The 26,999-nt window shown below is 46.8% G+C and carries 20 protein-coding genes; 8 read left to right on the top strand and 12 right to left on the bottom strand.

The genetic code is table 11. The annotated features are described in order from the left end of the window. Positions 1–6 precede the first annotated feature (6 nt). The 5 genes from pgl to KE626_RS30290 form a co-directional block, all read right to left on the bottom strand. Positions 7–732: a 6-phosphogluconolactonase gene (pgl, locus tag KE626_RS30310; protein WP_211976827.1), complete on the bottom strand. Its 726-nt coding sequence runs from the start codon at positions 730–732 to the stop codon at positions 7–9. Positions 733–823: 91 nt separating this feature from the next. Then, entirely contained in the window at positions 824–2,329 is a 1,506-nt protein-coding gene (zwf, locus tag KE626_RS30305; RefSeq protein ID WP_211976826.1) for a glucose-6-phosphate dehydrogenase, read from the bottom strand. 25 nt (positions 2,330–2,354) lie between these two features. Next, positions 2,355–3,773, bottom strand: a complete 1,419-nt coding sequence (gene gndA / locus KE626_RS30300) for an NADP-dependent phosphogluconate dehydrogenase (RefSeq protein WP_211976825.1) — start codon at positions 3,771–3,773, stop codon at positions 2,355–2,357. Between the two features lie 219 nt (positions 3,774–3,992). Further along, positions 3,993–6,572 (bottom strand): phosphoenolpyruvate carboxylase, encoded by a 2,580-nt coding sequence (locus KE626_RS30295; RefSeq protein WP_211976824.1) that lies wholly within the window; start codon positions 6,570–6,572, stop codon positions 3,993–3,995. A gap of 283 nt (positions 6,573–6,855) precedes the next feature. Beyond that, positions 6,856–7,701, bottom strand: a complete 846-nt coding sequence (locus KE626_RS30290) for an energy transducer TonB (protein ID WP_211976823.1) — start codon at positions 7,699–7,701, stop codon at positions 6,856–6,858. Positions 7,702–8,928: 1,227 nt separating this feature from the next. Between KE626_RS30290 and KE626_RS30285 the strand changes: the two genes are divergently transcribed. The 3 genes from KE626_RS30285 to KE626_RS30275 all read left to right on the top strand — a co-directional run bounded on the left by KE626_RS30285 (position 8,929) and on the right by KE626_RS30275 (position 12,006). Continuing rightward, positions 8,929–9,759, top strand: a complete 831-nt coding sequence (locus KE626_RS30285) for a YitT family protein (protein WP_211976822.1) — start codon at positions 8,929–8,931, stop codon at positions 9,757–9,759. 111 nt (positions 9,760–9,870) lie between these two features. Next, positions 9,871–10,992 carry an acyltransferase family protein gene (locus tag KE626_RS30280; RefSeq protein ID WP_211976821.1) on the top strand — a complete coding sequence of 374 codons (1,122 nt, stop codon included), beginning with the start codon at positions 9,871–9,873 and terminating at the stop codon, positions 10,990–10,992. Positions 10,993–11,220: 228 nt separating this feature from the next. After that, complete coding sequence (locus KE626_RS30275; protein WP_211976820.1) at positions 11,221–12,006, top strand: SDR family oxidoreductase; 786 nt, start codon at positions 11,221–11,223, stop codon at positions 12,004–12,006. 84 nt (positions 12,007–12,090) lie between these two features. Here the strand turns inward: KE626_RS30275 and KE626_RS30270 are convergent, their stop codons facing one another. Then, positions 12,091–12,717, bottom strand: coding sequence for a hypothetical protein (locus KE626_RS30270; protein WP_211976819.1), 627 nt, complete (start codon positions 12,715–12,717; stop codon positions 12,091–12,093). Between the two features lie 179 nt (positions 12,718–12,896). On the opposite strand from KE626_RS30270, the gene KE626_RS30265 reads away from it, so the two are divergent. Continuing rightward, positions 12,897–14,129 carry a glycoside hydrolase family 88/105 protein gene (locus tag KE626_RS30265; RefSeq protein ID WP_211976818.1) on the top strand — a complete coding sequence of 411 codons (1,233 nt, stop codon included), beginning with the start codon at positions 12,897–12,899 and terminating at the stop codon, positions 14,127–14,129. A gap of 196 nt (positions 14,130–14,325) precedes the next feature. Here KE626_RS30265 and KE626_RS30260 read toward each other — a convergent pair whose 3' ends face one another. The 4 genes from KE626_RS30260 to KE626_RS30245 all read right to left on the bottom strand — a co-directional run bounded on the left by KE626_RS30260 (position 14,326) and on the right by KE626_RS30245 (position 20,638). Then, complete coding sequence (locus KE626_RS30260; RefSeq protein ID WP_211976817.1) at positions 14,326–15,762, bottom strand: SusD/RagB family nutrient-binding outer membrane lipoprotein; 1,437 nt, start codon at positions 15,760–15,762, stop codon at positions 14,326–14,328. Positions 15,763–15,775: 13 nt separating this feature from the next. Further along, positions 15,776–18,958 carry a SusC/RagA family TonB-linked outer membrane protein gene (locus KE626_RS30255; RefSeq protein ID WP_211976816.1) on the bottom strand — a complete coding sequence of 1,061 codons (3,183 nt, stop codon included), beginning with the start codon at positions 18,956–18,958 and terminating at the stop codon, positions 15,776–15,778. Positions 18,959–19,217: 259 nt separating this feature from the next. After that, complete coding sequence (locus KE626_RS30250; RefSeq protein ID WP_211976815.1) at positions 19,218–19,625, bottom strand: hypothetical protein; 408 nt, start codon at positions 19,623–19,625, stop codon at positions 19,218–19,220. A gap of 179 nt (positions 19,626–19,804) precedes the next feature. Beyond that, positions 19,805–20,638, bottom strand: coding sequence for an N-acetylmuramoyl-L-alanine amidase (locus KE626_RS30245; RefSeq protein ID WP_211976814.1), 834 nt, complete (start codon positions 20,636–20,638; stop codon positions 19,805–19,807). Between the two features lie 153 nt (positions 20,639–20,791). On the opposite strand from KE626_RS30245, the gene KE626_RS30240 reads away from it, so the two are divergent. Further along, the gene (locus KE626_RS30240; protein WP_249207804.1) at positions 20,792–21,673 is read left to right on the top strand and encodes a lysophospholipid acyltransferase family protein; all 882 of its coding nucleotides are present in this window, start codon (positions 20,792–20,794) and stop codon (positions 21,671–21,673) included. A 40-nt stretch (positions 21,674–21,713) separates the two neighbouring features. Beyond that, on the top strand, positions 21,714–22,745 hold the full coding sequence (locus KE626_RS30235; RefSeq protein ID WP_211976812.1) for a fatty acid desaturase family protein: 1,032 nt from the start codon (positions 21,714–21,716) through the stop codon (positions 22,743–22,745). Here KE626_RS30235 and KE626_RS30230 read toward each other — a convergent pair. Continuing rightward, on the bottom strand, positions 22,693–23,397 hold the full coding sequence (locus tag KE626_RS30230; RefSeq protein WP_211976811.1) for a DJ-1/PfpI family protein: 705 nt from the start codon (positions 23,395–23,397) through the stop codon (positions 22,693–22,695). The two genes, KE626_RS30235 and KE626_RS30230, sit on opposite strands and share 53 nt — an antisense overlap. A gap of 98 nt (positions 23,398–23,495) precedes the next feature. Beyond that, entirely contained in the window at positions 23,496–24,392 is an 897-nt protein-coding gene (locus tag KE626_RS30225) for an aldo/keto reductase (protein ID WP_211976810.1), read from the bottom strand. 877 nt (positions 24,393–25,269) lie between these two features. Between KE626_RS30225 and KE626_RS30220 the strand changes: the two genes are divergently transcribed. Beyond that, the gene (locus KE626_RS30220) at positions 25,270–25,461 is read left to right on the top strand and encodes a hypothetical protein (protein ID WP_211976809.1); all 192 of its coding nucleotides are present in this window, start codon (positions 25,270–25,272) and stop codon (positions 25,459–25,461) included. Positions 25,462–26,141: 680 nt separating this feature from the next. After that, positions 26,142–26,957, top strand: coding sequence for a DUF6515 family protein (locus KE626_RS30215; RefSeq protein WP_211976808.1), 816 nt, complete (start codon positions 26,142–26,144; stop codon positions 26,955–26,957). The last annotated feature ends 42 nt before the right edge of the window (positions 26,958–26,999 follow it).

The following is a 26,999-nucleotide window of genomic DNA, read 5'->3' as shown; positions in this document are numbered from 1 at the left end:
GCCACATTATATCTCCATTGCCCCGGCGGCGGCTTCGTCCACAAACCAGTGCAATTCTCCTTCTTCAGGTCTGATCAGCTGTGACGGGAATTTCTCCGCATCGAAAGTGCCTTCGATCACATTTTTCAGTGTGATGGCCTTGTTGACGCCGGTTGTCAGGAACAGTACACAGGCGGCCCTGTTCACTACCGGTGCGGTGAGCGTAATGCGGTACATATCCTGGGCTTCCAGGAAGAAAGATTTTACCCATGCTTTTTGTTCGTGTACTACGGGCGTACCGGGAAACAGGGACAAGGTATGTCCATCATCTCCCATACCCAGTAATACCAGGTCAAAGGTGGTTTCTTCTTTTCCAAAATAAGATTTAAGGATTTTTTCATACTCGGCGGCGGAAGCATCCGGTGCAATATCGGTACGCATCACGTGGATATTTTCCGGATTTACACCTACTTTATCCAGCAACTCGAGGTAAGCCATACGGGCATTATTCCGCTCATCTTCAAAAGGAACATCTCTTTCATCGCCCCAGAAAAAATGAATTTTCTCCCAGGGAATCATCATGTTATAGGGCGCTTTAGCCAGGAGACTGTACAATTGTTTCGGTGTGCTGCCTCCGGATAAAACAAAGGTAAAGCGCTCCTGTGATTGTAATACTTCCAGTATGTAATTGCTGATCCAGGCAGCTACGTTTTCACTCAGTTGTGCAGGATCTTTAGCGATATGTAGTTCCATAAAGAAGAATGAAATTAGGAATTACGATACGAATTACGAATGGCGGTCCTTCGCAAAGGGTCATCATTCGTAATCCGGCATTCGTAATGCTTTATTTAGTAGGTAAATTAATCCAGGTATGACCATCGCGGGCAACGAGTGCATCTGCATCATCGGGGCCCCATGAATCCGGTGCATAGTTCGGGAAGTCCTGCGGGGTACGGTTTTCCCATGTTTCCAGGACAGGCATTATCACTTTCCATGCAGCATCTACCTGGTCGCCACGCATGAACAGGGTAGCATCACCTTCCATTACATCCAGCAGCAGGGTTTCATATGCTTCCGGTGCATGTTCGCCATTGGCGGCGTCGTAGTTAAAGGTCATATCTACCGGATCCAGTGTCATGGTTTGTCCGGGGCGTTTCGCCTGGAAGCGGATACGGATATCCATTTCCGGCTGAATACTGATGGTAAGCCTGTTAGGACGCCATGTCTGGGCTGCTTCCATCGGGAAAGAGTAGGGTGGCGCTTCCTTAAAGGTTATGATGATATTGGTCGCTTTCTGGTGCAGGTATTTACCGGTGCGTACATAGATCGGAACACCCTGCCAGCGCCAGTTATCGATATAAAACTTAACGGCTGCGTAAGTTTCAATATTTGATTTCGGATCTACGCCTTTTTCTTCGCGGTAGCCCGATACTTTATCTCCTTTCATCCAGCCGGAAGAATACTGTCCGCGTACGGCGTATTCATGTACCTTATCGGGTGTAATACGGCGGATGGCATTGAGTACATCCACTTTTTTATTACGTACTTCGTTGGCATCAAAGGAAACCGGGGCTTCCATGGCGAGGATACACATGATCTGCAGGATATGGTTCTGCACCATATCGCGGAGAGCTCCTGCTCTTTCGTAGTAACCTCCACGACCTTCCAGCCCCACGCTTTCTGCAGCGGTGATCTGTATGTTATCGATATAATTGCGGTTCCATACCGGTTCAAACAGTGCGTTGGCAAAGCGAAATGCCAGGATATTCTGGATGGTTTCTTTACCAAGGTAGTGGTCTATACGATAGATCTGTTCCTCTGTAAATTTCTTTCCCAGCAATTCATTCAGTTCATGGGCGCTTTGCAGGTCATGACCGAATGGTTTTTCTATTACGATGCGGGTGCAATGTTTATCGGTGCACAGGTTCAGCTCACCCAGGCGGGTGGCGATGTTGGGCACCAGTTGCGGCGCTACTGCCAGGTAGAAAATAACGGTAGGATGTACGCCCCACTCTTCTTCTTTCTGCGTAACAAAATCGGTGATCTTGCTATAAGCGGCAGGATCTTCTGCATCCATCTGCAGATAAGAAACATGGTTGCTGAAATCTTTCCAGTGACCATTCTGCTCGCCCTTACGACGGGAAAACTTACTGATCCCTTCCAACAGGTGTTTGTTATAGTCTTCGTTGGTGTAGGGACTGCGTCCGAGGCCTGCAATCGCAAATTTTTCAGGCATCCAGTCATCTAAAAAGAGATTGTATAGCGCAGGCGTTAGTTTCCGGTAGTTTAAATCGCCACTGCCTCCGAAAATAAAGAGGATGGAAGCAGGCGGGCGTTTATGGATCTGCATAAATTTAATTAAAGATGAATATTTTTTAGTGTTGCTGCCACTCCGTGTGAAAAGTGCCAGGCATGTCAATTCGCTGGTAAGTATGCGCACCAAAATAATCGCGTTGTGCCTGGATCAGGTTGGTAGGCATACGACCGGTACGGAAAGCGTCAAAATAAGATAATGCCGACATAAATCCGGCTACGGGCACACCGGCGGAAGCAGCTTGCGCTACTACACTGCGGGTATTGCTTTCAACCGACTGTACCAGGTAAGCCACACCTTCGTCGAGCAGGATGTTCGCGAGATCTGCATTTTTCTGGTAGGCCTGTGTAAATACTTCCAGCAGGGTAGAACGGATAATGCACCCGCCTCTCCATACTTTCACTACTTCCGGTAATGGGATTTCCATTTTCAGATCATTAGATGCTTCACGCAGCATGGCCAGTCCTTGTGCATAGCTCAGGATGGTAGCAAAATACAGCGCATCGTGTACCTGTTTGATCCACATTTCTGCGGGAACGTGCAGGCTGTTTTCCGGTGCTTTGTACAGTGCTTCCGCCTGTAAACGCTGTTCCTTATAACCGGAAAGCGTACGCATGGCTACCGCCGTGTCGATAACGGGTACTGCTACAGGCAGTTCCATGGCATCCTGTGAAGTCCACTTACCGGTACCTTTGGAACCTGCTTTGTCGGAAATCACGTCTACCAGGCGCTGATCTGTTTTATCGTCGTTTTGCAGGAAGATGTCTGCGGTAATTTCTACGAGGAAGGATTGCAACGCGCCCTGGTTCCAGCTTTTGAATACTTCGTGTAACTGATCGTTGCTGAGGCCCGCACCTTTTTGTAACAGGGCATAGCTTTCACTGATCAGTTGCATGATGGCATATTCAATACCGTTATGTACCATTTTCACGTAGTGGCCGGCGCCTTCTTTACCCAGGTAGGCTACGCAAGGCACCTCCTTTACTTTGGCGGCAATTGCCTCCAGCATGGGTTTTACCTTGGCATATGCGTCGAGGTCGCCACCGGGCATAATGCTGGGACCTGTACGGGCGCCCTGCTCGCCACCGGAAACACCCATTCCCATAAAGTGTATACCTTTCGGGCGGAGTTCCTGCACACGGCGTAAAGTATCGGTGTAGTGGGAGTTTCCACCATCTATCACCACGTCACCCTGCTCCAGCAGCGGCAACAGGGAAGCAATTACGTCATCCACCGGTTTTCCCGCCGGTACCAGCATCATTAATTTGCGCGGACGTTCCAGCAACTGAACCATAGTGGCCAGGTCTGCTACGCCTTTAACAGTAGTACCGGGGGTGGCGGCTGCTTCCAGTGCGCTGTTCTTGGCAGCGTCTTTATCAAAGCCGATAACGGAAAAGCCATGATCTGCCATATTGAGCAACAGGTTTCTACCCATTACGCCGAGGCCAATCATTCCAAAGTCATATAAGCTGTTTGCCATATATAGAGAAGTTACTTAAGGAGGTGTAAAAGTAGGGAAAAACTAACTGTGATTAATGTGATTAGTTTGATTATCCTGATGAGCGGAGGTAAAATTAGATTTTGTATAAATAATAAAATAATAAACGCCTTTGGAAAATTCCAAAAGCGTTCACCGTTAAAAATATCTCAATGATCTTCATTGATCAGGATCATCATTATCATCACACTCATCACAGTCCTATGCCGAATTTCTGCCGGCATTAATAATACCAAAGGAGCAACGCATGATCAGTTTTTCATACGTTTCCCTGCCATGGCCATTATCCGTGTGTGAATCCAGCTCACGGATCCGGGTCAGCGCATATTGCTGGGTGGTGAGCAGCGGCAACACAATTCTTTCCCGCATCTGTATGGAAAGCAGGTCAATCGGGCTGCCTCCCATTAATTCGGATTCATTGGTCAGCAGCAGCAAATATTTCTTGGCCAGCTCAAACTCGCTGTTGATCATCTGCCAAACTTCTCCATACTGTGGATGTTTGGCCAGGTAAGCCGTTAAAGGGAAATAGCTTTTCTTCATCGCCATTTCACAGTTGTCCAGCAATGTTCTGAAAAAGAGGGAATGTTTATACAATGTTTGTACGGCCTCCCATTTGCCTTGTTTATCCAGCTGTTCCAATGCACTGCCCACGCCGTAATATCCGGGTACATTCTGTTTCAGCTGACTCCAGGCGCCTACATAAGGTACGGCTCTCAGGTCGTTCAGGTTCAGTTTTGCAGAGGCATTACGCTTACTCGGACGGCTGCCGATATTGGCTTCCGCATAGTAACGCAGCGGACTGGCATGATCGAGGTAAGCCAGGAAATGCGGATGTGTTTTTAATTTATTGTAAGATTTATATCCTTCATCTGCCAGCGACTGCAGCAGATCTTCCTCGTCTTTGCTCAGCGTGAGCTCCCGGGAAGAGAACAGTTCATTGCTGATACCGGCATGAATCAGTTGTTCCATATTGAACTGTGCGGCATCCACGGTGCCAAAGTTGGAACTGATAGTTTGTCCCTGTATAGTTTGCTGAATTTCCTTATTGGCAATGTTTCTTCCCATGGAGGCGTAGAACTGGTGGGTTTTTCCACCACCACGCGCCGGAGGACCTCCCCTGCCATCGAAGAACACAACGCTGATACCATATTCTTTGGAAATCTTTGTCAGTTCCTCTTTCGCCTTGTAGATACTCCAGTTGGCCATGAGGTATCCCCCATCTTTGGTACCATCGGAGAAACCAAGCATAATGGTTTGCTTGCACTGGCGGCGGCGCAGGTGTTCACGATAATCGCTGTTCTCATAAAGCGATTTCATCACCTGGCCGGCATGGCGCAGGTCATCGATCGTTTCAAACAGCGGCACAATATCTACTGTTATTTCTTCTTTCTTCCAACCGCTCAGCAGGAACATACCGTATACTTCCATTACGTTGAGTACACTGGTGCTATGACTGATGATATAGCGGTTGCAGCCTTCTTCTCCGTTGGCAGCCTGCATTTGTTTGATGCCGGCGATGGTTTGCAGGGAGTCCTGGTGCAGCGGGCTTTCCAGCACTGCCGGGTTTATTGCTTCGCTGATACTTAAGAGTGCAGCGATTTTTGCGTTGTCGTCCAGCGATGCGTAATTGTCGGGCAGCGCAGTTGTTTTGGCAGCCACGGCATCCAGCACGGCTTCATGCACGGAGCTGTCCTGGCGTATATCGAGGGAGGCGAAGAACAAACCGAATATTTCCACTTTGCTGATCAGGTTATCCACCAGGTGCACAAACAGGCCATTATGATTCTCGATAATGGTGCTGCGGATACCCGACAGCGTATCCAGGATTTCCTGGCGGCTGATATCGGCTTTATGACCGGGGATAAAGAGATTGCGGGATAATTTTGATTCCAGTGCGGCCACTACATTTTCCACACCTTTGAAAGTGAGGCGGCGGCGCAGGTTACGCACTTCGCGGAAATAACATTTCATGATGGAAGAGCGCAGCGCTGCGGCTACTTCCAGGGTGGTGGGCGCATTTACGAACGGGTTACCGTCGCGGTCACCGCCAGGCCAGAAGCCCATCCGGATCAGGGAATTATCGCTGCTGATCGCACCGGGGAACTGGGCCCGGATGGAAGAGAGGATACGGCCGGCGGATTGATAAAATATATTTTCCAGGAACCACACCAGGCTGATGGCTTCATCATAAGGGGTTGGTTTCTCTTTTTTGAAGAAAGGCGTTTTACCCAGCTGTTGCAGGTACATATTTACCTGGCTGGTATTTTCATCGATGAGGGCCTTGGAGAGGTCATTGATAATACCGAGTACCTCCCCGGGGTAAAACTGGGTAGGATGCGCCGTCAGCACAAGGCGAACGGAGAAATCCTTCAACTTTTCTGTCAGCTGCTCCTGGGCCTGTTCCTGGATTACTTCCGACTGCAGGTGCCGCAGGGTGCCTGCTCCCTGCAGGTCGCGGATATTACGGAAAGCGGCATCTTCCAGGGCATCAAACAATACTACTTGTCTTTCTGCATACTGTACAAAGCGGAATAACAGGTCCGTTCGCTGCTTTTCCTCGGTATAGGTGGTATACTGTTTAAAAAAGGAATCCATGATTTCCTGTGGACTGCTGCCCTTGGCATATCCTTCTTCACAGTGAAGCAGGAAGAGCGACAGGAAGATACCCGTCTTTTCCACCCTATGGAAAGGCAGAGAGGTGAAGAGACTGTTATACAGCTGGAACTTGGTACCAACGAGGTTTTTGAACTGTTGCAGCGAGTTATTTACCGGCGCTTCCATACTAATTATCCGTTTATAGTGCTAAAGAAGAAGACTAAGCGGCCGTTAAATTAATAATTATTATGTTAATTTCAGAGTTTTTTGATTTTTGTTTGATATATATACAGAAAGTTTGAATATTATCAAAAAAAAGCGACTAAAAAAGGCAATCCCGGCCACTTTACGTGAACCGGGACTGGTATCAGGATTAGAATGCGCAGGTTAAATAGATGGAAGCCGGATGAGCTGTTAGCTATTAGCTTTTAGCCTTTAGCAAAATGCAGCGGATAGTGGGTTGTAGTAATTATTGATTTAGGGTAAACCGGATGGGCAGGTTAAAAAACACCGCTACCTGTTGTCCGTTTTGCCTGCCGGGCTTCCATTTGGGCATTTTGCTGACTACCCGTTTTGCTTCTTCTTCCAGTCCTGCTCCTTTGGGAGCACCCACTGCTTTCACGTCTGAGATAGTACCATCGCGGTTTACCACAAACTGTATGAAGATGGTACCTTCCACGCCGGCTTCCTGGGCTACGCCGGGGTATCTGATATTGTTATTCAGGTATTTGGCGAGGGCGGGCTCTCCACCGGGGAACTCCGGCATAATTTCTACGAATATCCGCGGTGCGTCAGGGTTGTTGCCAACCGGGGGAGGCGTCACTACATTACTGCCTCCTCTCCCATCGGCGGCCAGATCTATATTATTAATATCTCCATCAGGCCCATCTATATTGGCAAGACCGATTGCTTTATTACCAATCTCATTCATCTTCGGAGGCATTTCGTCTGGTGGCACATCTCCTGCTACAATCTTTGGATCAACGTAACTCACCGCAGCTACAGCAGGTGGTGGCGTGTGTTGGGTAACGGGTGGCGGAGGCGGAATAACAGGATCCGGGTCGGGTAATTTCACATTGTCTAATTCAATCTTTTTCTCTACAAACACCGGCTGATGTACATTTTCCGCAGCCATCAATGTGTTGTTTAACACGTAACCACCAATCATTACTAACATAATAGAAGCGGTGCCTATGATAGCATTGCGAACCCGCTTGTCGTAACGATTACGGAGTTCATAGGCCCCATAATCTTTATTCCTTCCATAGAAGAGAATGTCGAGGAAATCATTCCCCGGGATTGTAGTTGAGTCCATGGTAATTTGTTTTTTAATTAGATGTGCCGGTAAAATATTTTCCATAAGGTTTTAGAAAATATTTTTCGGGGAGATGTGGAACAACAGGGTATATATAATATGCCGGGAGCTTAGAAAACGGGGACGACTATGTGAAAACGGGTTTGCTGAAAAATAGAAGTCCCGACATATGTCGGGACTTGCTGGCACTGGGGACCTTACCTGGAAACAAGTGGTTCCTTCTATTATAATCAGGCTTTCCGAAAAAAGTATAGGCGTATACGTTATTTACGTATATCCTGACAGCTCCCGGATGAATGTCTTAAAATGGTTGGTCAGGAAGCAGCCTTAATGATTTAGTATACTTCAGTCTTCGGGGCCTATGCCAACAAAACCCACCAGAATTGTTTGAGGCAAGCCCCTTGAACTGAAGTTGATTGTTTTAATTTCACCGGATAGTAACCCATGTTGTTTCGCCGTGGATACAAAAAAAATCGTGTATCCGTAAACGTTATATTTCATTCATGCAGGTTCGAGTCAGCCTATGCTGTGACCAAACAGCTGCTATACATTGTTGTATTGAATATAATGGGAAAAGTAATGATTCAGATTCCGGTTAAAAATGCCAGGAGGATGCGGGTAAGCACATTGCGGATAAATTTACCACCAATAAATTTTTGCAACATACCGTCCCCGCATGCCTGACCAGGCATTCTATTTACAGCTTACAGAACGCAAGTTTTTTCTATCAACAGGCACTGCTGTCATAGCGGTGCGCCATTTGAATGTAACGGGAACAGGTAATATGTACCACAATCTGTTGCGTGTGGGAACGCAGTCCACTAGTTAGTGTGTGCCTTTTCATGGTGTATTTTTATTTACACGTTTTTTCAATAATGATGGCAGCAACACCTTGCTGGTGGATCAAAGGATGCCGGAAGCGTTTGCCTGATGCTTCCCTGTGGTGGTAGATTTTATTAGTCTACTGAATTGGTAGACAAATATACATCGAGTTTTATTAATTCCAAATTATTGCATGATTTTTTTTTTTGCCCAGGATTAAACTGATTATGATGATTCCAAGGATTTTTTCTTTTTGATTTTAAAAGATTCAGGAAAGACCTAAGCCGATAAAATCGCTTAAGTCTTTCCCGAATCTTTTAAAATCAAATTATAATCACAAAAAAAATCCTTAGAATCATCATAATCAGTTTAATCCTGGGCAAGACAAAAGCTTATTTTTGCGGCATGAAAGAACATCTCAAAAACATTCTGCTCATTATGGTGGGTGCGCTGATCTTTGCAGCAGGCATCAACTACCTGGCTATCCCCAACAAATTGTCGGAGGGTGGCGTGATTGGTATTACCATTGTGACTTATTATTATTGGGGCTGGTCGCCGGGTGTGATCAACTTCGCCATCAATGCCGTGCTGATTGTTACGGGCTATAAGCTGCTGGACAAACGAAGTATGGTGTATACGATACTGGGCATTCTTTTTTGCTCCCTGTTCCTGTATCTCACAGAAAACAAACTAACACCGGTAACCACTAATCCTTTGCTGGCAGCTATTTTTGCGGGGCTCCTGGTGGGTATTGGCATAGGGCTCGTATTCCTGTCCGGCGGCACTACCGGCGGGTCGGCCATTGTGGCCCGCCTGTTCAATAAGTATTTTGGCTGGACCCTGGGTAACGCCATGCTGATTTTTGATGTTGTGGTGATCCTGGCTTCTTCCTTTATTATCGGTATAGAAAAAACCATGTATACTTTTATTGCCGTATACATAGGCGCCAGGGCGGTAGATTATATTGTAGACGGTATTAACACCAAACGCGCCATTACCATCATATCCAGGCATACCAACGCCATTGCCGATAAGATCACCGGCGAAATGAAACGCGGCGCCACCGTATTACACGGACACGGCGCCTATACACACGATCCCAAGGAAGTGCTGTATGTGGTGATAGGCAAGCAGGAACTGATGCGCCTGAAATCGCTGGTACAGGAAACCGACCCCGAAGCGTTTGTAGTAATACATGAAGTACATGAGGTATTAGGCAGGGGTTTCTCCAAATAATTTGCTTCTTCCGGATCTCATATTTGGATTTTTATTTTTAGATACATATATTGTAGGCCTCAACGCTGTTTTTCATTCCTTACCATCTTATCAACCAATAATTAAAGGGAAATGACACAAAGCTCTCAACGCTTTTTACCGCTGGATGTATTCCGCGGCATGACCGTCTGTTTCATGATCATCGTGAATACCGGCGGCACCGGTGGTACCTATTGGCCACTCGATCATGCCTCCTGGCATGGCTGGACGCCAACAGATCTTGTATTCCCTTCCTTTCTTTTTGCTGTGGGTAACGCTATGAGCTTCAGCATGAGAAAATATGAACAACTGGGAAATTCAGCCGTGCTGGGAAAGATTTTTAAACGCACCCTGATTATTTTCCTGCTCGGTTACCTGATGTACTGGTTCCCGTTTGTTCATCAAACCGATCACGGGCTGGAATTTAAGCCATTCAGCCATACCCGCATACCGGGTGTACTGCAACGCATCGCCCTTTGTTATGGTATCGCTTCCCTGTTAATCCATTACTGCTCCAAAAAGGTGGTATGGGGCGTCAGCGCCCTGTTCCTGCTGGGCTACTGGGCGATCATGTGGTATTGTGGTACTCCCGGCGATCAGTACGGTATTAATGGCAACGCCGGTATCCTGCTCGATAAACTGGTATTGGGCGACAACCACATGTATCATGGTGAAGGCATCGCCTTTGATCCGGAAGGATTGCTCAGCACTATTCCCGCTGTAGTAAACGTAATAGCCGGTTACTATACAGGTCTCTTTGTACAACAACAAGGCAGAACCAAACCTGGTATCATGCGCATGATAATGGCCGGCATTGTGTTGTTTGCCCTCGCCTATGCCTGGAATACCGTATTTCCTATCAATAAAAAACTGTGGACGAGTTCCTACGTATTGCTAACCATCAGCATCGACCTCTTCCTCTTATCATTACTCATCTTTGTTATAGATATCCTCGGCTTTACAAAAGGCACCGGCTTTTTTACCGTATTCGGAAAAAATCCCCTGTTCCTCTATCTCCTGTCGGAAATATTAGCCATCCTCTTCTGGACATTTACCGTCGGAGATGCCAGTCTTTATAAATGGATCAACGACGCCATCTTCCAGCCACTATCGCCGGGCAAATTCGGGTCGCTGTTGTTTTCCCTGGCCTTTATGCTCAGCTGCTGGCTGGTAGGATACATCCTCGACAAGAAAAAGATTTACGTTCGCGTATAGCGGTTTTTTTTCTTGCCCAGGATTAACGGTGATTATGATGATTCCAAGGATTTTTTCTTTTTGATTTTAAAAGATTCGGGAAGATCTAAGCGGATAAAATCGCCTAGATCTTCCCGAATCTTTTAAAATCAAATTATGATCAAAAGAAAAAATCCTTGGAATCATCATAATCACCGTTAATCCTGGGCAAGAAAAAAAATCCAGTACATTACACCGAAAATAAACCGAATGGACCTCTCACTTCAAGGAAAGACCGCCCTCGTGTGTGGCAGCTCACAGGGAATAGGACTGGCTACAGCAGAAGAACTGGCATTGTTGGGCGCCACCTGTATTTTACTGGCCAGGAATGAAGAGCGGTTAAAAAACGTAACACCGCTGCTCAGCGTGGGCAACGGACAGCAGCACCGGTATGAGGTGGCCGACTTCTCAGATATCGCCCAGGTCACTGCAGTCGCCGCAAAAATAGCCACAGAGGGTCCCGTGCATATACTGATCAATAATACCGGCGGGCCGGCAGGCGGCCCCATTTTAAGCGCCGATACAACTGCTTTTACCACAGCATTTTCACAACACCTGCTCTGCAACCAGGTGCTCGCACAGGCGTTGGTGCCCGGTATGATCAAGGCTGGTTTTGGCCGTATTATCAATATTATTTCTACTTCTGTAAAAACACCAATAAAAAACCTCGGCGTATCCAACACTACCCGCTGGGCCGTAGCTGCCTGGTCGAAAACATTGGCGACCGAACTGGCGCCGCATGGCATTACGGTGAATAATGTGCTGCCAGGATCTACGTCTACAGCAAGACTGGAAGGATTGTTCAATAACAGTGCTGCTGCCAGGAATGTTGCGCCCGCTGTTGTGGAAGCAGAATGGCTGAGAGAAATTCCTATGCAGCGATTCGGAGAAGCGCATGAAATAGCAGCCCTCGTTGCTTTCCTCGCCTCCCCTGCTGCGGCTTATATTACCGGCACGAGTACTGCAGTAGACGGCGGAAAAACACCCGTGATATAATCCCGTTTTTACGATTTGCGAATACGTTTCCCGGAAAAGCATGACAGGATGAACGCCGGCAAACGCTTTACTGCAACATATATGTTAACAGGGAATAAAGTTAACGATGCGTACCAGTTTTCCGTTTTGGAAATACAGTTGTACGCTGCTGTCGCTATCCTGTTTATAAGCATCGCGCAGGGTGATCATATCAGTTTTCCCTTCATTCTCCGCCTGCAATACAGCATTGGGAAATAGCTGCCGGGCCTGCTCCCAGGTAGTATTGCGGGTAAGTCTTATTTTACCACAGGTAAGTTCATAGTCTGTTGAAAAAACAAATTCCTCGCAGGCGACAGAATCCCGGCAAAGTTCAAAAGTGGAACCATCTATATAAAAATACGCGAAGTCGTCTTCAAACTGCGATCCGCAAATATCTTCGTTCGCGGCAGACGCGATGCTGTCGGCCTGTCCGATGCTGCTTTCCAGGCGCTGCCGGCTGGTAAACAAGGGTACTTTATTGTTGATCATGGCTTTTGAGAACTCAAATACTTCTATCTGGTCCCAGGAAATATTGCGGCTGCGATGTGGTTCCTGCATGGAATCATCGGCGGCGGTGAGCGGCTTAATAATTTCAGCAGGTGCTGTCACCGCAAGCGTATCCGGTTCTTCCGTTCTGTATTGTTCGCATGATATCAGCGTGGTGGCCGCCAGTAATAAAAATACTCTGTTCATAATGGTTATTTCTTCGCAGGGACGATGTCGTTAATGGTATATAGCGTATCAAACTAAAACTACTCACTTCAAAACACATAATTAAAATAAATTATATTAATAGACAAGTATTTTTTATGCAATCGTTTGCATTAATCAGGGAAAGGTATTATTTTGTTACTATAAACCACGTGCTATATATGAAAAAACTAACATTGCTGTTATACCTGGGACTGGCCATTCCGTTTGCCGGCCATACACAGCACAACACTACCGATATTGAGGTGGTAAAAAGAGTAGCAGATTACGCCGTTGCCCACGCAGCCTTCACCTTTAAAGGCAACAACAATCAAACCTACAACACCAGTAAGGAAATACCTGAGGGTGTAACCGCCAATATATCAGACCACCTGAGTGAATGGCACTATCCCAACGGGGTGCTGAACATTGCCATGGTGGACCTGGGCAACTATCTCAAAGAAGAGAAATACAATGCCTTTGCGCAAAGGCACGTAGCATTTGCATTTGATAACTATGCCTATTTTGAGGCGCTCAGCCGGAAGGGTGTGAAATACAAAAACTTCCCGTTCAATCAACTGATCAATACCCGGGTGCTGGACGACTGCGGCGCCATGGGCGCCAGCTTGCTGGATGTATATAACACGGTGAAAAGAGGCGATTACCGGGCATATATCGATAAAGCAGCTAATCATATCAGCAAAGTACAGGAAAGGCTCCCTGATGGCACATTATGCAGACCCAATCCCTATAAATGGACACTATGGGGAGATGATCTGTACATGAGCGTGCCCTTCCTCGCCCGCATGGGTAAACTAACCAACAACAACAATTACTTTGATGATGCTGTTGCGCAAGTCAAACATTTTACCCACTATCTCTGGGATCCCCGCACAGAACTATATGTGCACTATTACTACGAAGATTTAAAAAGACAGGGAGTAGCGCACTGGGGCCGTGCCAATGGCTGGATTATGCTGGCAAAAGTGCAGCTGCTGAACAACCTGCCGGCCAGTCACCCCGGCAGAAATGAAGTGATCGCTGACCTTACCCAACAAATACTCGGCGTGGCAAAATACCAGGGGCCCAATGGTTTGTTCCACCAGGTGCTCGACCGCACGGATTCTTACACAGAAACATCCTGCACCGCCATGTTTGTATATTCGATCGCCAGAGCCGTTAATGAAGGCTGGCTGGATAAACGCTACATTACTATCGCGGAACGCGGCTGGGACGGACTGGTAAAAGAAAAAATCCAGGAAGACGGACAACTGAAAGATGTTTGCATCGGTACAAATACCTCGGCGGATCTTTCTTTTTATTACAATCGTCCTACGGAACTAAATGACTTTCACGGAATAGGACCGGTGATAGAGGCGGGTATCGAAATTGCACGGTACAGAGCGAAGAAATAAGCGGGTTTTTTCTTGCCCAGGATTAACGGTGATTATGATGATTCCAAGGATTTTTTCTTGTGATTATAATTTGATTTTAAAAGATTCGGGAAGATCTAAGCGGATAAATTCGCTTAGATCTTCCCGAATCTTTTAAAATCAAAAAAGAAAAAATCCTTGGAATCATCATAATCACCGTTAATCCTGGGCAAAAAAACTAGTAGATATCGAACCACACCTTGGTGGTGAGCAGATCTGCTCCCTGTCTGGCTACAGCTGCCTTATAGTTATTCCCGTTCAATGCCTGTTCGCTGGAAGGATACGTTAAACGTAGCGGCATTTTTCCCTGCAGTGCGCCGGTATAAGCCGGTGTAAGCTGGGGATAATCCAGTCTTCTCCATTCTGCAAATGCTTCCAGGCCTTCGCTGAAGAGCGCCAGCCATTTTTGTTCGCCGATAGATTTTTTATAGTTGGTAGCGTCGTACACAACGGATGCCTGCGCCAGGTAATCATCGACCGGTTTACCGGTAATGCCATACTGTTTGAAAGATGCCCGGATGGCCTGTTGGTAAAGATCCGCCGCGTTGCCGCTGATCAGGTTACGCTGGGCAGCTTCCGCCAGGATAAACAGCTGCTCTGCATAGGTAAATAACCAGGCAGGCGCCTGTGTGGCGGTAAAGGCCGCGCCCACATCTGAGGTTTTGGTAAATCCAAGCCTGGAGGCTGAATCGGCCGATAAACCGTTGGTCACACCTACATAGTTGGTGGAACCCGGCTCGGTAGGCAATGCTGCGTATATGCTTAACCGTGGGTCGTTCAATGCTTTCAGTTTATCCACCACTGTTTTACTGATGCGGTAATCATTGCGGGTTTCCCTGTTTCTCCCTACCGGGTTCTGGTTCGGTGATGCCAGGTAGTTAAGCTTTACATCCGTGTCTTTGTCTGTCAGGAAAAAGTTCCCTTCTGCTGCCAGCTCTGTAAATACTGCTTTGGCTGCTGCCGGGTCACGATCTGCAATACGCAGTGCGATACGGGAACGGAGGCCATTGGCAAATTTCTTCCAGCTGTTCATATTGCCGGATAACAGTACATCGCCAATAATGGCATTATCTGAAGGAGAAATAATTTGTGCGGCGCCTTTTAAGTCGGCCAGCAATCCCCTGTATACGGTGCGTTGGCTATCATATACCGGTGTCAGGTATTTTTCAATATTAGCGGCCTGTGTGTAAGGAATATCACCATACAAATCTGTGAGCTGCTGGAATATCCACGCACGCATAATGGTGGCCACGGCTTTATAGTTGGGATTGTGCAGGCTGTCTCCCAGTTGCGCCAGCGTGGTAAAATCCTGTATACCCTGCGCATAAAAGTTATTCCAGACAGTTTGTATGTTGGTGGTAGCCGGAATATAACGGTCCGGGTCCGGATACTGGATTTTAGCCCAGTACTGTACGTACAACAGGGAAGTTTCCATGGTCGCATCGTTACCCCAGTAGGTATCTACATTGGATTTGATGCCGTTGCTCAACAGGTAGTCCGGTTGTACAACAGTTGGTTCGTTCGGATTTACGTTGGTACGTTCCAGTTCCTTCTGGCAGCCAGCCAGCGCGGTAACGGCAACGATAATATAGAAAGGTATCAGCAACTTTTTCATGATCGGTCAATAGTTAAAATGAAACATTCAGGTTAAAGCCAAAGCTACGGGTAGTAGGTATCTGCAGCGTTTCCAGTCCCTGGCCGTTTCCTGTATTAAAGGCGGTTTCAGGATCAATGTTCGGTGTATGTTTGTTCAGGTATCCCAGGTTCCTGGCTACCAGCGCTACATTCACCGCCTGTAAATGCCATTTGCTCACAAGTGATCCCGGCAAAGTATATCCCAGCTTGATTTCACGGAGTTTTACAAAAGAGGCATCATATACGGCACTTTCATTCAGGTTGCTGCTGTACACTGCTTTATAATAGTTTTGTGCAGAAAGGATGGCCGTGTTCTTCTTGCCATCTGCGGTGTAACCATCAAAGATAATTCCATCGTGTTTTACTACTGCACCACCCGGAGCAGTGGCATTATGATCCGGCAACTGAATATTTTTCCCGTTCTCTGTGTAATAAGGTAATCCGCCATTGTCCTGGTCGCGACCCGGCATTGTTGCTGCCAGTACACCGGTACCCATACCGGTGGAGTTGGTACCGGACCAGATGGATCCACCCTGTTTGGTATCTATCAGGAAGCTGAGATTAAAACCTTTGAAACTGAAGTTATTGTTGATACTGCCGGTCCACCTGGGTGTGTAGTAACCCAGTATTTTTTTGCTGGGATCAACAGCAGGTGTACCATCAGCATTTACCAGGATACGGTTTTCGCTATCTCTTTTATAGGCGGTGCCGTACAAAGCGCCATACCGCTGTCCCTTGCTGGCCAGTACCTGGATATTGCCGGAGCTGCCCAGTACATAGTTAGTCAGGTATCCGTCGGCATCCAGCTCTATTACTTTACTGACGTTACGTGCATAATTCAGGTTTACATCCCAGCGGAAGCCAGAGCGTGTAGTGATGGGCGTTAGTCCCAGCATTACTTCCACGCCATGGTTGGATATTTCACCGGTGTTCAGTAATTTTTTCAGATAGCCGGTAGTGGAGCTTACGTCTGCCAGCAGGATCTGGTTACGGCTGTGAGAGTTGTAATAGGTCAGGTCGAGTCTTATACGGTTATCCAGGAAACCCGCTTCCAGACCTACTTCTGTAGAGGTGGTAATTTCCGGTTTCAGATCTTTATTCAAAAACTTATCGGATACTGTCAGCAGCGGATTGGAGCCAAAGGGCTGATTAAACGGATAGGTATTAATTTCCTGGTAAGGGTCGGTATCCTTTCCTACCTGTGCCCAGCCACCGCGTATTTTCAGCAGGGTGAGCGCTTTGCTTTGGATATGGAAAGCTTCAGACAACACCACGCTGGCATTGGCCGACGGATAGAAATAAGAGTTGCTGCCTGATGGCAATGTGGAAGACCAGTCGTTACGCGCGGTTAAGTTTACAAACGCATAGTTGCGGAAGCCTACCTGTGCTGCGGCGAAACCGCTGTATACTTTTTGCCTTGTCAGGAGACTGGTAGAGATCAACGGATCACGTGAGTTGTTCAGCGTATACACATCTTTAACAGCCAGCTTGGGCGCCTGTTGATAGTTCTGCTCAAACTGGTTGCTGCGGAGGTTGGCGCCTGCCAGCACATCAAAATCAAAATCGCTGCCTATCTTCTTTTTCGCATTCAGCGTAAACTCACCATTGGTTTCATTTACCGCATAAGCATCTTCTGTATAAGAGCCGAATGGTGTGCCATTGGTGTAATAAGCAATTTTATATTTGCGTCTGTCCTGGTAGTAGTCAGTTCCTATACGCAGGTTAGCGGTTAACCAGTCGAGCACCTGGTACGACAACCGGGCGTTACCCAGGAAGCGGTTGCGCAGCATGCCAACGGTATTTTCGTTCTGGATCCAGTACGGATTACTATAGTAACTATGGTTCCAGTTAAAATCTGTACCATCTGCATTCTTATAATTTTTCAACCTGCTTACATCTACCTGGCGGCCAAACCAGATGAATTGCAGCGTAACGCTGTTACCACGGCGGCCATCTACGCCGGGCAGGTTATCTGCTGCACTGCGCACATAGTCGGCATAGGTGCTGAGCGTAAGTTTTGGCGTGATGCGGAACGTATTACTGGCGGTAAATGTATTCCTGGTGATACCGGTGTTCGGTAAAATACCTTGTTGTTTGGTATTGTTATAAGAAAAACGGTAATCCAGTTTTTCGTTGGTACCACCTACAGATAAGCCGTTATTCAGCGTATAGCCGGTTACGTAGAAATTTTTCACATTATCCGGATGTGCTACAAACGGGACTGCTTCACCATTTGAGAAGAATTGCGGAATCAGCCGGCCATCCATTTTCGGGCCCCAGCTTTCATCAACACCATCGTTGATGCCACCGCCTTTACCATCTTTGTAGGAGAACTGTCCACCGGTACCCTGGCCGTATGAGTTCTGGAAATCAGGCAGGATCAATACTTTATCGAAGGTGGCGCCGGAATTAACGGTAATGCCCATGCCTCCTTTGGTGTCTTTGCCGGTTTTTGTTTTGATAACAATAACGCCGCTGGAAGCGCGTGAACCGTACAATGCAGCCGCATTCGGGCCTTTCAGCACGCTGATGGAAGCAATATCGTCCGGGTTGATATCTGAGATGGCATTGGCAAAATCGCGGCCGGTGCCAATACCGAGCTGGCTATTATCGACCGGTACGCCATCCAGTACAAACAAAGGCTGGTTGTTGCCGGCAATGGAGGTTTCCCCACGAATCACAATACGGGAAGAGCCCAGGTTCCCCTGGCTGTTTGTAACCTGTACGCCGGCTATTTTACCGGATAATGCGTTTACGAGGTTTGTTTCCTTGGCTTCGGAAATGTCTTTTGATTTCAGCTCCTGTACAGCATAGCCTAATGATTTTTTTTCGCGGGAAATGCCAAGCGCTGTTACGACCACTTCTTCCAGTTTCTGGTTACTGTTTTCCAGCGCAATATTGATTACCCGGTTACTACCTACTACCACAAAGGCGGTCTGGAAGCCCAGGGACGAGAATCGTAAGGTATCATTCACCTGTGCGCTGATCGTATATTTTCCGTCTGCATCGGATTGTGTACCGTGTGCAGTTCCCTTTACCTGTATAATGGCGCCGGGTATACGCTGTGCGTCTGAACGGGAGGTGATCACCCCGTTTATCCTGATTTCCTGGGCAATACTCTGCTGCAGCCACAGTAAACCTGGCAGCAGGCATAACAGCCTTTTTACATAATTCATGCTTAGTACTTAATTTGTTAGTTGACTCAGAGCTTTGCGGAGAATGGTTATCCCGTTACACCGTTCTGATTTTGGCATATAGTTTCCTGGCGTATGATTTATCGTGATATCGGGGGCAAAAGTAACACACAAATATTAATCTACAAAATTTATAGACTAAATAGGCATTATACCACTCCTGTGGGCCGGATAGCGTGAAGTGCCGGGAGCATCGCATCTCCCGGCAGCAGTTTAAAAAATAAGATGGCAGGCAGCAGGGTTATTTTGCCGCAGCAGTCTGAATATTAAGCAGTTTCTTCAGTTCTTTTTTACAGTCTTCAATATTTTGCCAGATCTGCCGGTCCTGGCAAACGGTGCCTTTATACTTAATAGACACCTTGGTTTTGCGCAGTATTACCTGGTAATACTCCGGGGCGTCGGGAGAATTTTCCCAGGTAGTTTTGCCTCCTTCTTCAATGCCACCGGCGAGTTTATCTTCGATGACATCATTTACTTTCTTATGCATATTTTCTGCGAAATCGTAGTTCACCTCTGTTTTTACGAGGCAGGAAGTATCCTGGAAGAGGTGACCGGACGACTGGCGGGCAGTGGCATGCTGCCGGGGCAGGCATAACAGGAGTGCGCCGGCTGCCAGTAGCAGTAACGGGAATTGGTGTGTAAGCTTCATAACAAGTATAGATTAAGATAACATGGAGAAATAGGTATATAACAAGTCCGGGAAGATGATCTCTTTGATTTTGGTTTATCGTTCTAACTCATTATTAAAATAACATATTTATCTCATTTCACAAAATAAACTCTGTGAACACATAGGGGTAAACGAAAACTGGGGTGTCTTCCTTCAGATCATTGATATTGCTGCTCCAGGTTGAGGAGGATTTTCTTTCCGGCTTCGCTGAGACCGGGAAGGCTGTCCTCCGGCATAAAATGGCGTTTAAAGGCCATAATGGCGGCGGTAGAATCTTTCACATCATACCCGATGATACGAAGTGCGAGGATGGTGTTAAACGATTCCGGAACAACGGTAGCGCTGGTGTCTTTATACCAGAGGCCAAATCCTTTTTCGGCGAGCTGGTGCCAGGGAAAGAAAGCGCTGGGATCTACTTTTCTGCCGGGAGCAATATCACCGTGACCAACAAAATTGGCTGCGGGGATATTGTAGCGATGCTGCAGGGTATCGAGTAATACAAGCAGGCTGCTGATCTGGGAAGAATCAAAAGGCTCTTTCCCGTTGTTGTCCAGTTCTATACCGATAGAAGATGAATTGATATCCGTGAGGTTGCCCCATTTGGCAATACCTCCATGCCAGGCGCGGAGATAGTCGTTCAGCATATGATGGATGGCGCCGTTACGGCATATCACATAATGAGCGCTTACCTGGGTTCTTTCCAGGGTAAACGTATTCAGTGTTTGTTCACATGAATTCTGAGCGGTATGATGAATAATTACCAGGTTGGGTTTGCGCATATTGAAATTGACCGTACCCACCCACGAAGGAGCTGCAGCACCATTGGCGCCGGGCAATTCCCCGGGTTGCTGCCGCAGTGTTTTCGCATAGGATTTGGCCTGCTGCCTGTACACCTTGTTAGTACCGGCGTAGGGATTGCGCGCACAATATGTGCCGCTGCAAAGCACTGCCAGCAGGCAGCTGTACTTTATAAAAGAAGATATGGTCTTCATTTGTATCTGTTAAAGTTTACACAAGACTGCCTTATAAAGATACTAAATGAACCGATGTCTCGTTTTTTTCACGGATACTATGAAAAGTGTTCTTTAAGACATATATTTACGTTTTCAATAATACTTTTCGAAGTATCAAAAACCTGTGCCACATTGTCTGCAATTGCCTACTACTTACTGTTACCACTGATCTATACGTTATCGCTGCTGCCATTCCGTGTGCTTTACCTGGTGTCTGATGCAGTATATGTGCTGTTATATTATGTGATGGGCTACCGCAAAAAAGTAGTGCTCCAGAACTTACGCAATTCCTTTCCGGAAAAGAGTGAGGCGGAAATCAACCGTATCTGTAAGGATTTTTATCATTACTTATGCGACCTCTTCCTGGAAACGTTTAAAACGCTCACCATCAGTAAAACGACCATGATAAAGCATTGCGCTTTTACGCCTGCTACTGTGGAGCTGTTTAACAAACTGGAAGCAGAGAAAAAGAGTGCTGTACTGGTGATGGGCCACAAGGGCAACTGGGAATGGGCAGGGAATACCTTCAGTATTTTATGCCGCCAGCAGCTGTATGTTATCTATCATCCGCTGGCCAACAAACATTTTAACGGTTTGATGTATCGCATGCGTACCCGTTTCGGCACCAAGCTGATTGCCATGCAGGATACCTTCCGCGATATGGTACAAAACCGCGATGAAGTAAATGCCACCGCTTTTATTGCAGATCAGGCTCCGCAGCCTAAAACGGCCCAGTGGCTTAATTTTCTGCACCAGGACACTCCTGTATTCAAGGGTACCGAAAAAATAGCGCAGAAAATGAACTACCCGGTCGTATATGTAACCGTGCAGCGTGAAAAAAGGGGGTATTATACGGTAACGGCAGAGCTGTTGACCGCCACTCCTGCCGAGGAAAAAGACGGCGCTATCACGGCTGCGCATACACGTAAACTGGAAGAAGATATCGTGTCTCAGCCAGCTACCTGGCTATGGTCACATAAACGGTGGAAGCATAAACGCCCCGCCGTAGTTTAACATACATCAAACAATACTGGACAAGATTACCTACAACGATATGCTGGAAGGAAAAGAACTCATCCTGGCTACCAAGCCATATGCGCGCGAAGAGAGAGCCAAAAGCTGGCTTGTTACGTTATCGACATTATTACTGCTGGTGTTATCATTGGCAGGCACACTGGTATTACCTTACCTGGTATTAAAAATATTTGCCAGCATCCTTTCCGGACTGCTGATAGTAAGAATGTTTGTAATATATCACGATCACCAGCATCACGCCATCCTGCATAAATCAAAGCCCGCTGAAGCGATCATGGTATTGTTCGGCATTTATGTACTGGCCCCGTCCAGCATCTGGAAACGCTCACACGATTATCACCATAAACATAATTCAAAGCTGTTCAGTGCCAGTATAGGCTCCTACCCTATTATTACCCGCAAAAAATTTGAATCCATTACGCCGGCGGAAAGACGCAGCTACCTTTTCAGTCGTCATCCCGCCACTATTGCCGCAGGCTATTTGTCGATGTTTATGATCGGGATGTGTGTACAATCATTTGTAAGCAGCCCGCGTAAGCATATTGACTCCCTGGTAGCCCTGATCATACATGTGGGTGGCAGCGTTGCGGTGGGTTATTTCCTTGGATGGGAAAGCTGGTTGCTGTTTATTTTCATTCCATTTACCATCGCCTGCGGACTGGGCGCCTATCTCTTTTACGCACAACATAATTTTCCGGGTGTTACCTTCAACGTAAACCAGGAGTGGTGCTATGATAAAGCAGCATTACTATCATCCAGCTACATGGTAATGAATCCTGTCATGAAATGGTTTACCGGCAATATCGGTTATCATCATATCCATCACCTGAATGCACGTATTCCTTTTTATCGTTTACCGGAAGTAATGCAAAACATACCTGCATTGCAAAACGCTAAAATAACAACACTTGGCTTCCGGGATGTACGTGCCTGTTTCCGGCTGAAAGTCTGGGATCCCGAGCAGGACAGGATGATCAGTTTGCGCGAGGTAAGGGCTATCAGGTCAGCCCAATTGACGAGGAAGCCCGATCCAGCAATAGTTGCCGGATAATTTTTTTCCTGGTTTCCAGCGTCGGTTGTGTTATTTCTTTTGCCTTTTGCAGTACAGGCAAACCGGCGGTATGCGGAGAACCGGCTGCAAAGGGAGGCGCAGGGTTATATTCCAGTTGCAGCTGGATCACTTTGGCCATTTCCTCCCCTCCTGTCAGCGCCGTTAATACCAATGCAAAATCGATACCTGCGGTAACGCCGCCACCAGTAACCCGGTTCCTGTCCTTTACTACTCTTTCTTCCAGCGTTTCCACACCAAACATACGCAGTAGTTCCAGCGAACGCCAGTGAGTAGTGGCTTTATAGCCATGCAGCAATCCAGCGGCCGCCAGCACTAAGGCACCGGTACATACTGAGGTAATATATTTTGCCTTTTCGCCCTGTACCCGTAAAAACTGCAACAATGGCTCATTGGTGAGCAGGGCATTGATACCACGGCCTCCCGGTACAAATACGATATCCAGCTGGGGGCAGTCATCGATCGTGATGTCCGGCTGCAAGGTGAGGCCACCTTCCGCCCGCACCGGTCCTCTCGTTACACCAATGGAGATCACCTCAAAACAGGGGGCCTTTATAAATACATCATAGGGGCCTGTAAAATCGAGGATGGTTAACTCAGGAAAGAGTAACATGCCCACTTTTAGTTTTTGCATACATGGAGCTTTAAACGCGGTACAATAATAATGCAGTACGCTGTAAACGGGGAGCAGAGAAATATGCCGGTCTGCGTTTCCCGGGTAATTATGGCTGCTCAGCGGTGCTGATCGTATTTATTTATAGCGATGGCCTGTGTTAATTGCGTTATTTCATCATCCTGCAATGCTGGTGTACTTGCGGCCCGGAGCGCGTCTTCCAGTTGTGCGCCGGTACGTATACCTACTATGGCGCTGCTGATTACCGGTTGCTGCAATACGAAGCGCAGCGCGGTTTGCGCCGCATCGCGTTCCGGTCCGCTGATTTTACCAATGGCTGTTGCTGCCGCGGCTACTTCATCGGCAGCGTAGTTCAGATAAGGTACGGCGGGCTTCCCCAGCAGCAGTCCTTTGGCCACACTTCCCCGGGCCAGCACGCCTACCTGGCTATGGGCCAGCAAGGGAAAACAGGTTTCTTCCGGGCGACGATCCAGCAAACTGTATTGCATCATCACACTCACGATATGCGACCGTTTCACATATTCCCTTATCACATCAGGCCGGATGGAGGAGATGCCGTAATACCTGATCTTTCCTTGTTGCTGCAGGGTTTCAAAGGCAGCGATGGTATCATCTATCTGATCTTCTATGGTACCGCCATGAAGCTGGTAGAGGTCTATATAGTCTGTTTGCAGGCGTTTCAGGCTTTCCTCCACAGATGCGATGATGTAGGCTTTACCCGGATTCCAGTCCCATCCGCTTCCATCTGCTTTCCATTGGTTGCCTACTTTGGTGGCAATCACCACACCGGCTCTGCGTTCCTTCAATGCCTTGCCAACAGTAATTTCATTTTGTCCGTGTTCATAAAGATCAGCGGTATCAAAAAGATTAATTCCTTCGTCCAGTGCGTGATGAATAAGCCTGGCATTATCGGCATCATTGCTGCCGAGCGACATACAGCCAAATCCTATTTCACTGACGGAGAGTGTTGATTTCCCAAGGAGACGATATTGCATTACATCCGGATTTTCACGTTATGTTATCAATGGTTTTCCGCAAAAGCGATGATAACGAAGTTATGGCCAATCTTTCATTTCTCCTATCCCTCCGGTTTAAATACCGGGCTGTTTTGATAAACAGCCCCTATATCAATTTACGTCCACCTCAAAAATGAGCTATGTTGCAGTAACAGCGCAGCCGTGCTATTACCAGGGTAGTCAGGTAATGGGGCCGTCTGGAAAAACAGCCCCCCGTTTTTAGTATGTCCGATCCATCGTATATTTCATTTGCCGGGCAATGACTCATCAGGTTCAGATAAGGACCACCTGGAAAGATGGTCCCTTCCATTCCCAAATCAAATGCACCTATGAAAAACCGTTTTATTTATTTAAAGGCTGTTGTTACAGCCGGATTTCCTGGTAAGGGGACCGCCTGAATAAGCAGTCCCTGGATTCCGAATCAATCGCAGTATAAATGATATGATTTTATTTACACTGAGAGGTTAACATATGGCGTTTACTACTTTTTATATATGAACAATATGCCTGTTTTGTACCTGCATATTGATGATGCTGATAGTGGGGACCGTTTAGAAAAACGGTCCAGGGCATAAAGCTTCCATCGTGTATGTTGCACTCCAATTTCCTGTTGTAATACTTTCCTATTCTATCGTTTTCCTGTTTGCCCCGGGTTTTCTGCTGATCACCGTAAAGAGGGGGACTACCTGAATAAGTGGTCCCGTTATGACAGTGTCGCAAAGACTTCAACTAATAATTCATCTCAATTGTCAAGAAGAACCGGACTGCCTGGAAAAACAGTCCATTTTATCTGTGTGTACTATCACCCCATTAGTGAATAGCCGTTAAGGGTTATCTGCTTATTTGGTAACAAACAATGAACGCACTCCAAATTTCATTTTCCCGATGGCATGGTGGTCCCTTTTCCGAAGGCTCACCAACGGATGGTGTAGCCGGATCAGCTACCGGTCAATACCTTTACAGCAAGGCATTTTTCCGGATGGCAATTCCTGTAGCTCACAGCAGCATAAAGTGCGGGCAGATATTACCTGAACAGGATGCTCCTTAATTCAGTACAAAAAGAAAAAGCTGATAATGATAATGTCCCAGGAAGGTACAAGTCTGAAACTTCCGGTTGAATAAAAAGGATTGCATGTGGGTTAAATTTCAATGTCAACAATAAATACTACAAGCGAACAGTTAGTCGTTTTAATGGCAGGGAAAACTTCCCTTACGTTAGTTCTAGTCATCGGTAAATATCAATAGCGGGTTTTATACATTATTTTCCTACGTAAAAAATGATTGGTAAACCTCTGCATAGCGTAACCAGGCAGGCTGTTACGAAAAAGGTTATCGGGAAGGATTGCAGACAGACTAAAAACAGATTTCGGTGTAACAAATCAATAATCGTTGATCGTTATAATGCAAAGATAGGAAGCGGTTATGTTGGAAAAACATGTTTCGTTGCAAGAATCGTAATGAATAAGAATGAACAGATTAAATAAACACTGAATAAAAATGAATATGCGAATTCAAAAAAAATAATGTATAGCTGGGTTATTCAACATCATATACGGCCCGGACCTGCGTTGTGACACCACTGCATACGGCGGTACAAAACCCGCTTAAACCGGCCGCATTTTTGCATATAATAGCTGTTCAGTTAAACTTCCGTCTCCCTTTACCGTCTAATAAGTAATTGAGCAATAGCGGAATTGATGAGACGATTACCAACTTAATGTTAAAGAAATGAAAAACAGATTTTATATACTGTTTGTGCTGATTGGCCTCCTGGGCACATTTACAGTAAGCGGTGCATACGCACAGCGGGTTCATTCAGGTGGAGGCGGTCGCGGTGGCGGAGGCCACTTCGGCGGAAGCGGAAGAGTATACTCGGCTCCACGCATGTCGTCGCCAAGAATGACGGCGCCGGTTAACAGGGGCTATTATCATGGTTATGGTTACCGCCCGGGTGGCCGCGTATATTATCGCCCTTATTACCGGCCTTACTACAGACCTTACTACCACCCGTTCTATCCCCGTTTGGGAATATATGTTTCAACCCTGCCTTTCGGCTATTATTCACTGGGAGCGGCCTTTGGTCCGATGTATTACTATGGAGGCGCCTACTATGAATCTACCGGCGACACCAGGGGCTACAAAGTGGTAGAAGCGCCTGTAGGAGCAGCTGTACCGGATTTACCGGAAGGTGCACAGGAAATTACGGTAGATGGAAACACCTATTACGAATTAAACGGCACCTATTACCAGGAAACAATGACAGATAACGGCAGACGTTACATTGTTGTAGGAAAAAATGGTAAAATAGGCGACAAAACAGTGACAGTTACGGAAGATCAGGGAAATTCAAATGTTCCGGACAACGATCCCGGTAACAGTACCGACAATATCATTTCACAGTTACCGGATAATTGCCGCACCGTGAATATCAATGGTCAGCAATACTTTTTATCACCGGACGGTATGTATTACCAGACTATCTTAAACAGCGATAATTCCGTTGCAGGATATAAAGTGGTAGGTAAAATGAATGCCGATAATTAAGAAAATATTTATTCAGACGAAGAGGGAGCCGGTTATTTAACC

Origin of the sequence: Chitinophaga hostae (assembly GCF_018224885.1) — a bacterium.
GTDB classification, from domain to species: Bacteria; Bacteroidota; Bacteroidia; order Chitinophagales; family Chitinophagaceae; genus Chitinophaga; species Chitinophaga hostae.
Note: the sequence above shows the minus strand (reverse complement) of the source record. Positions and strands in the feature narration are given on the sequence as shown.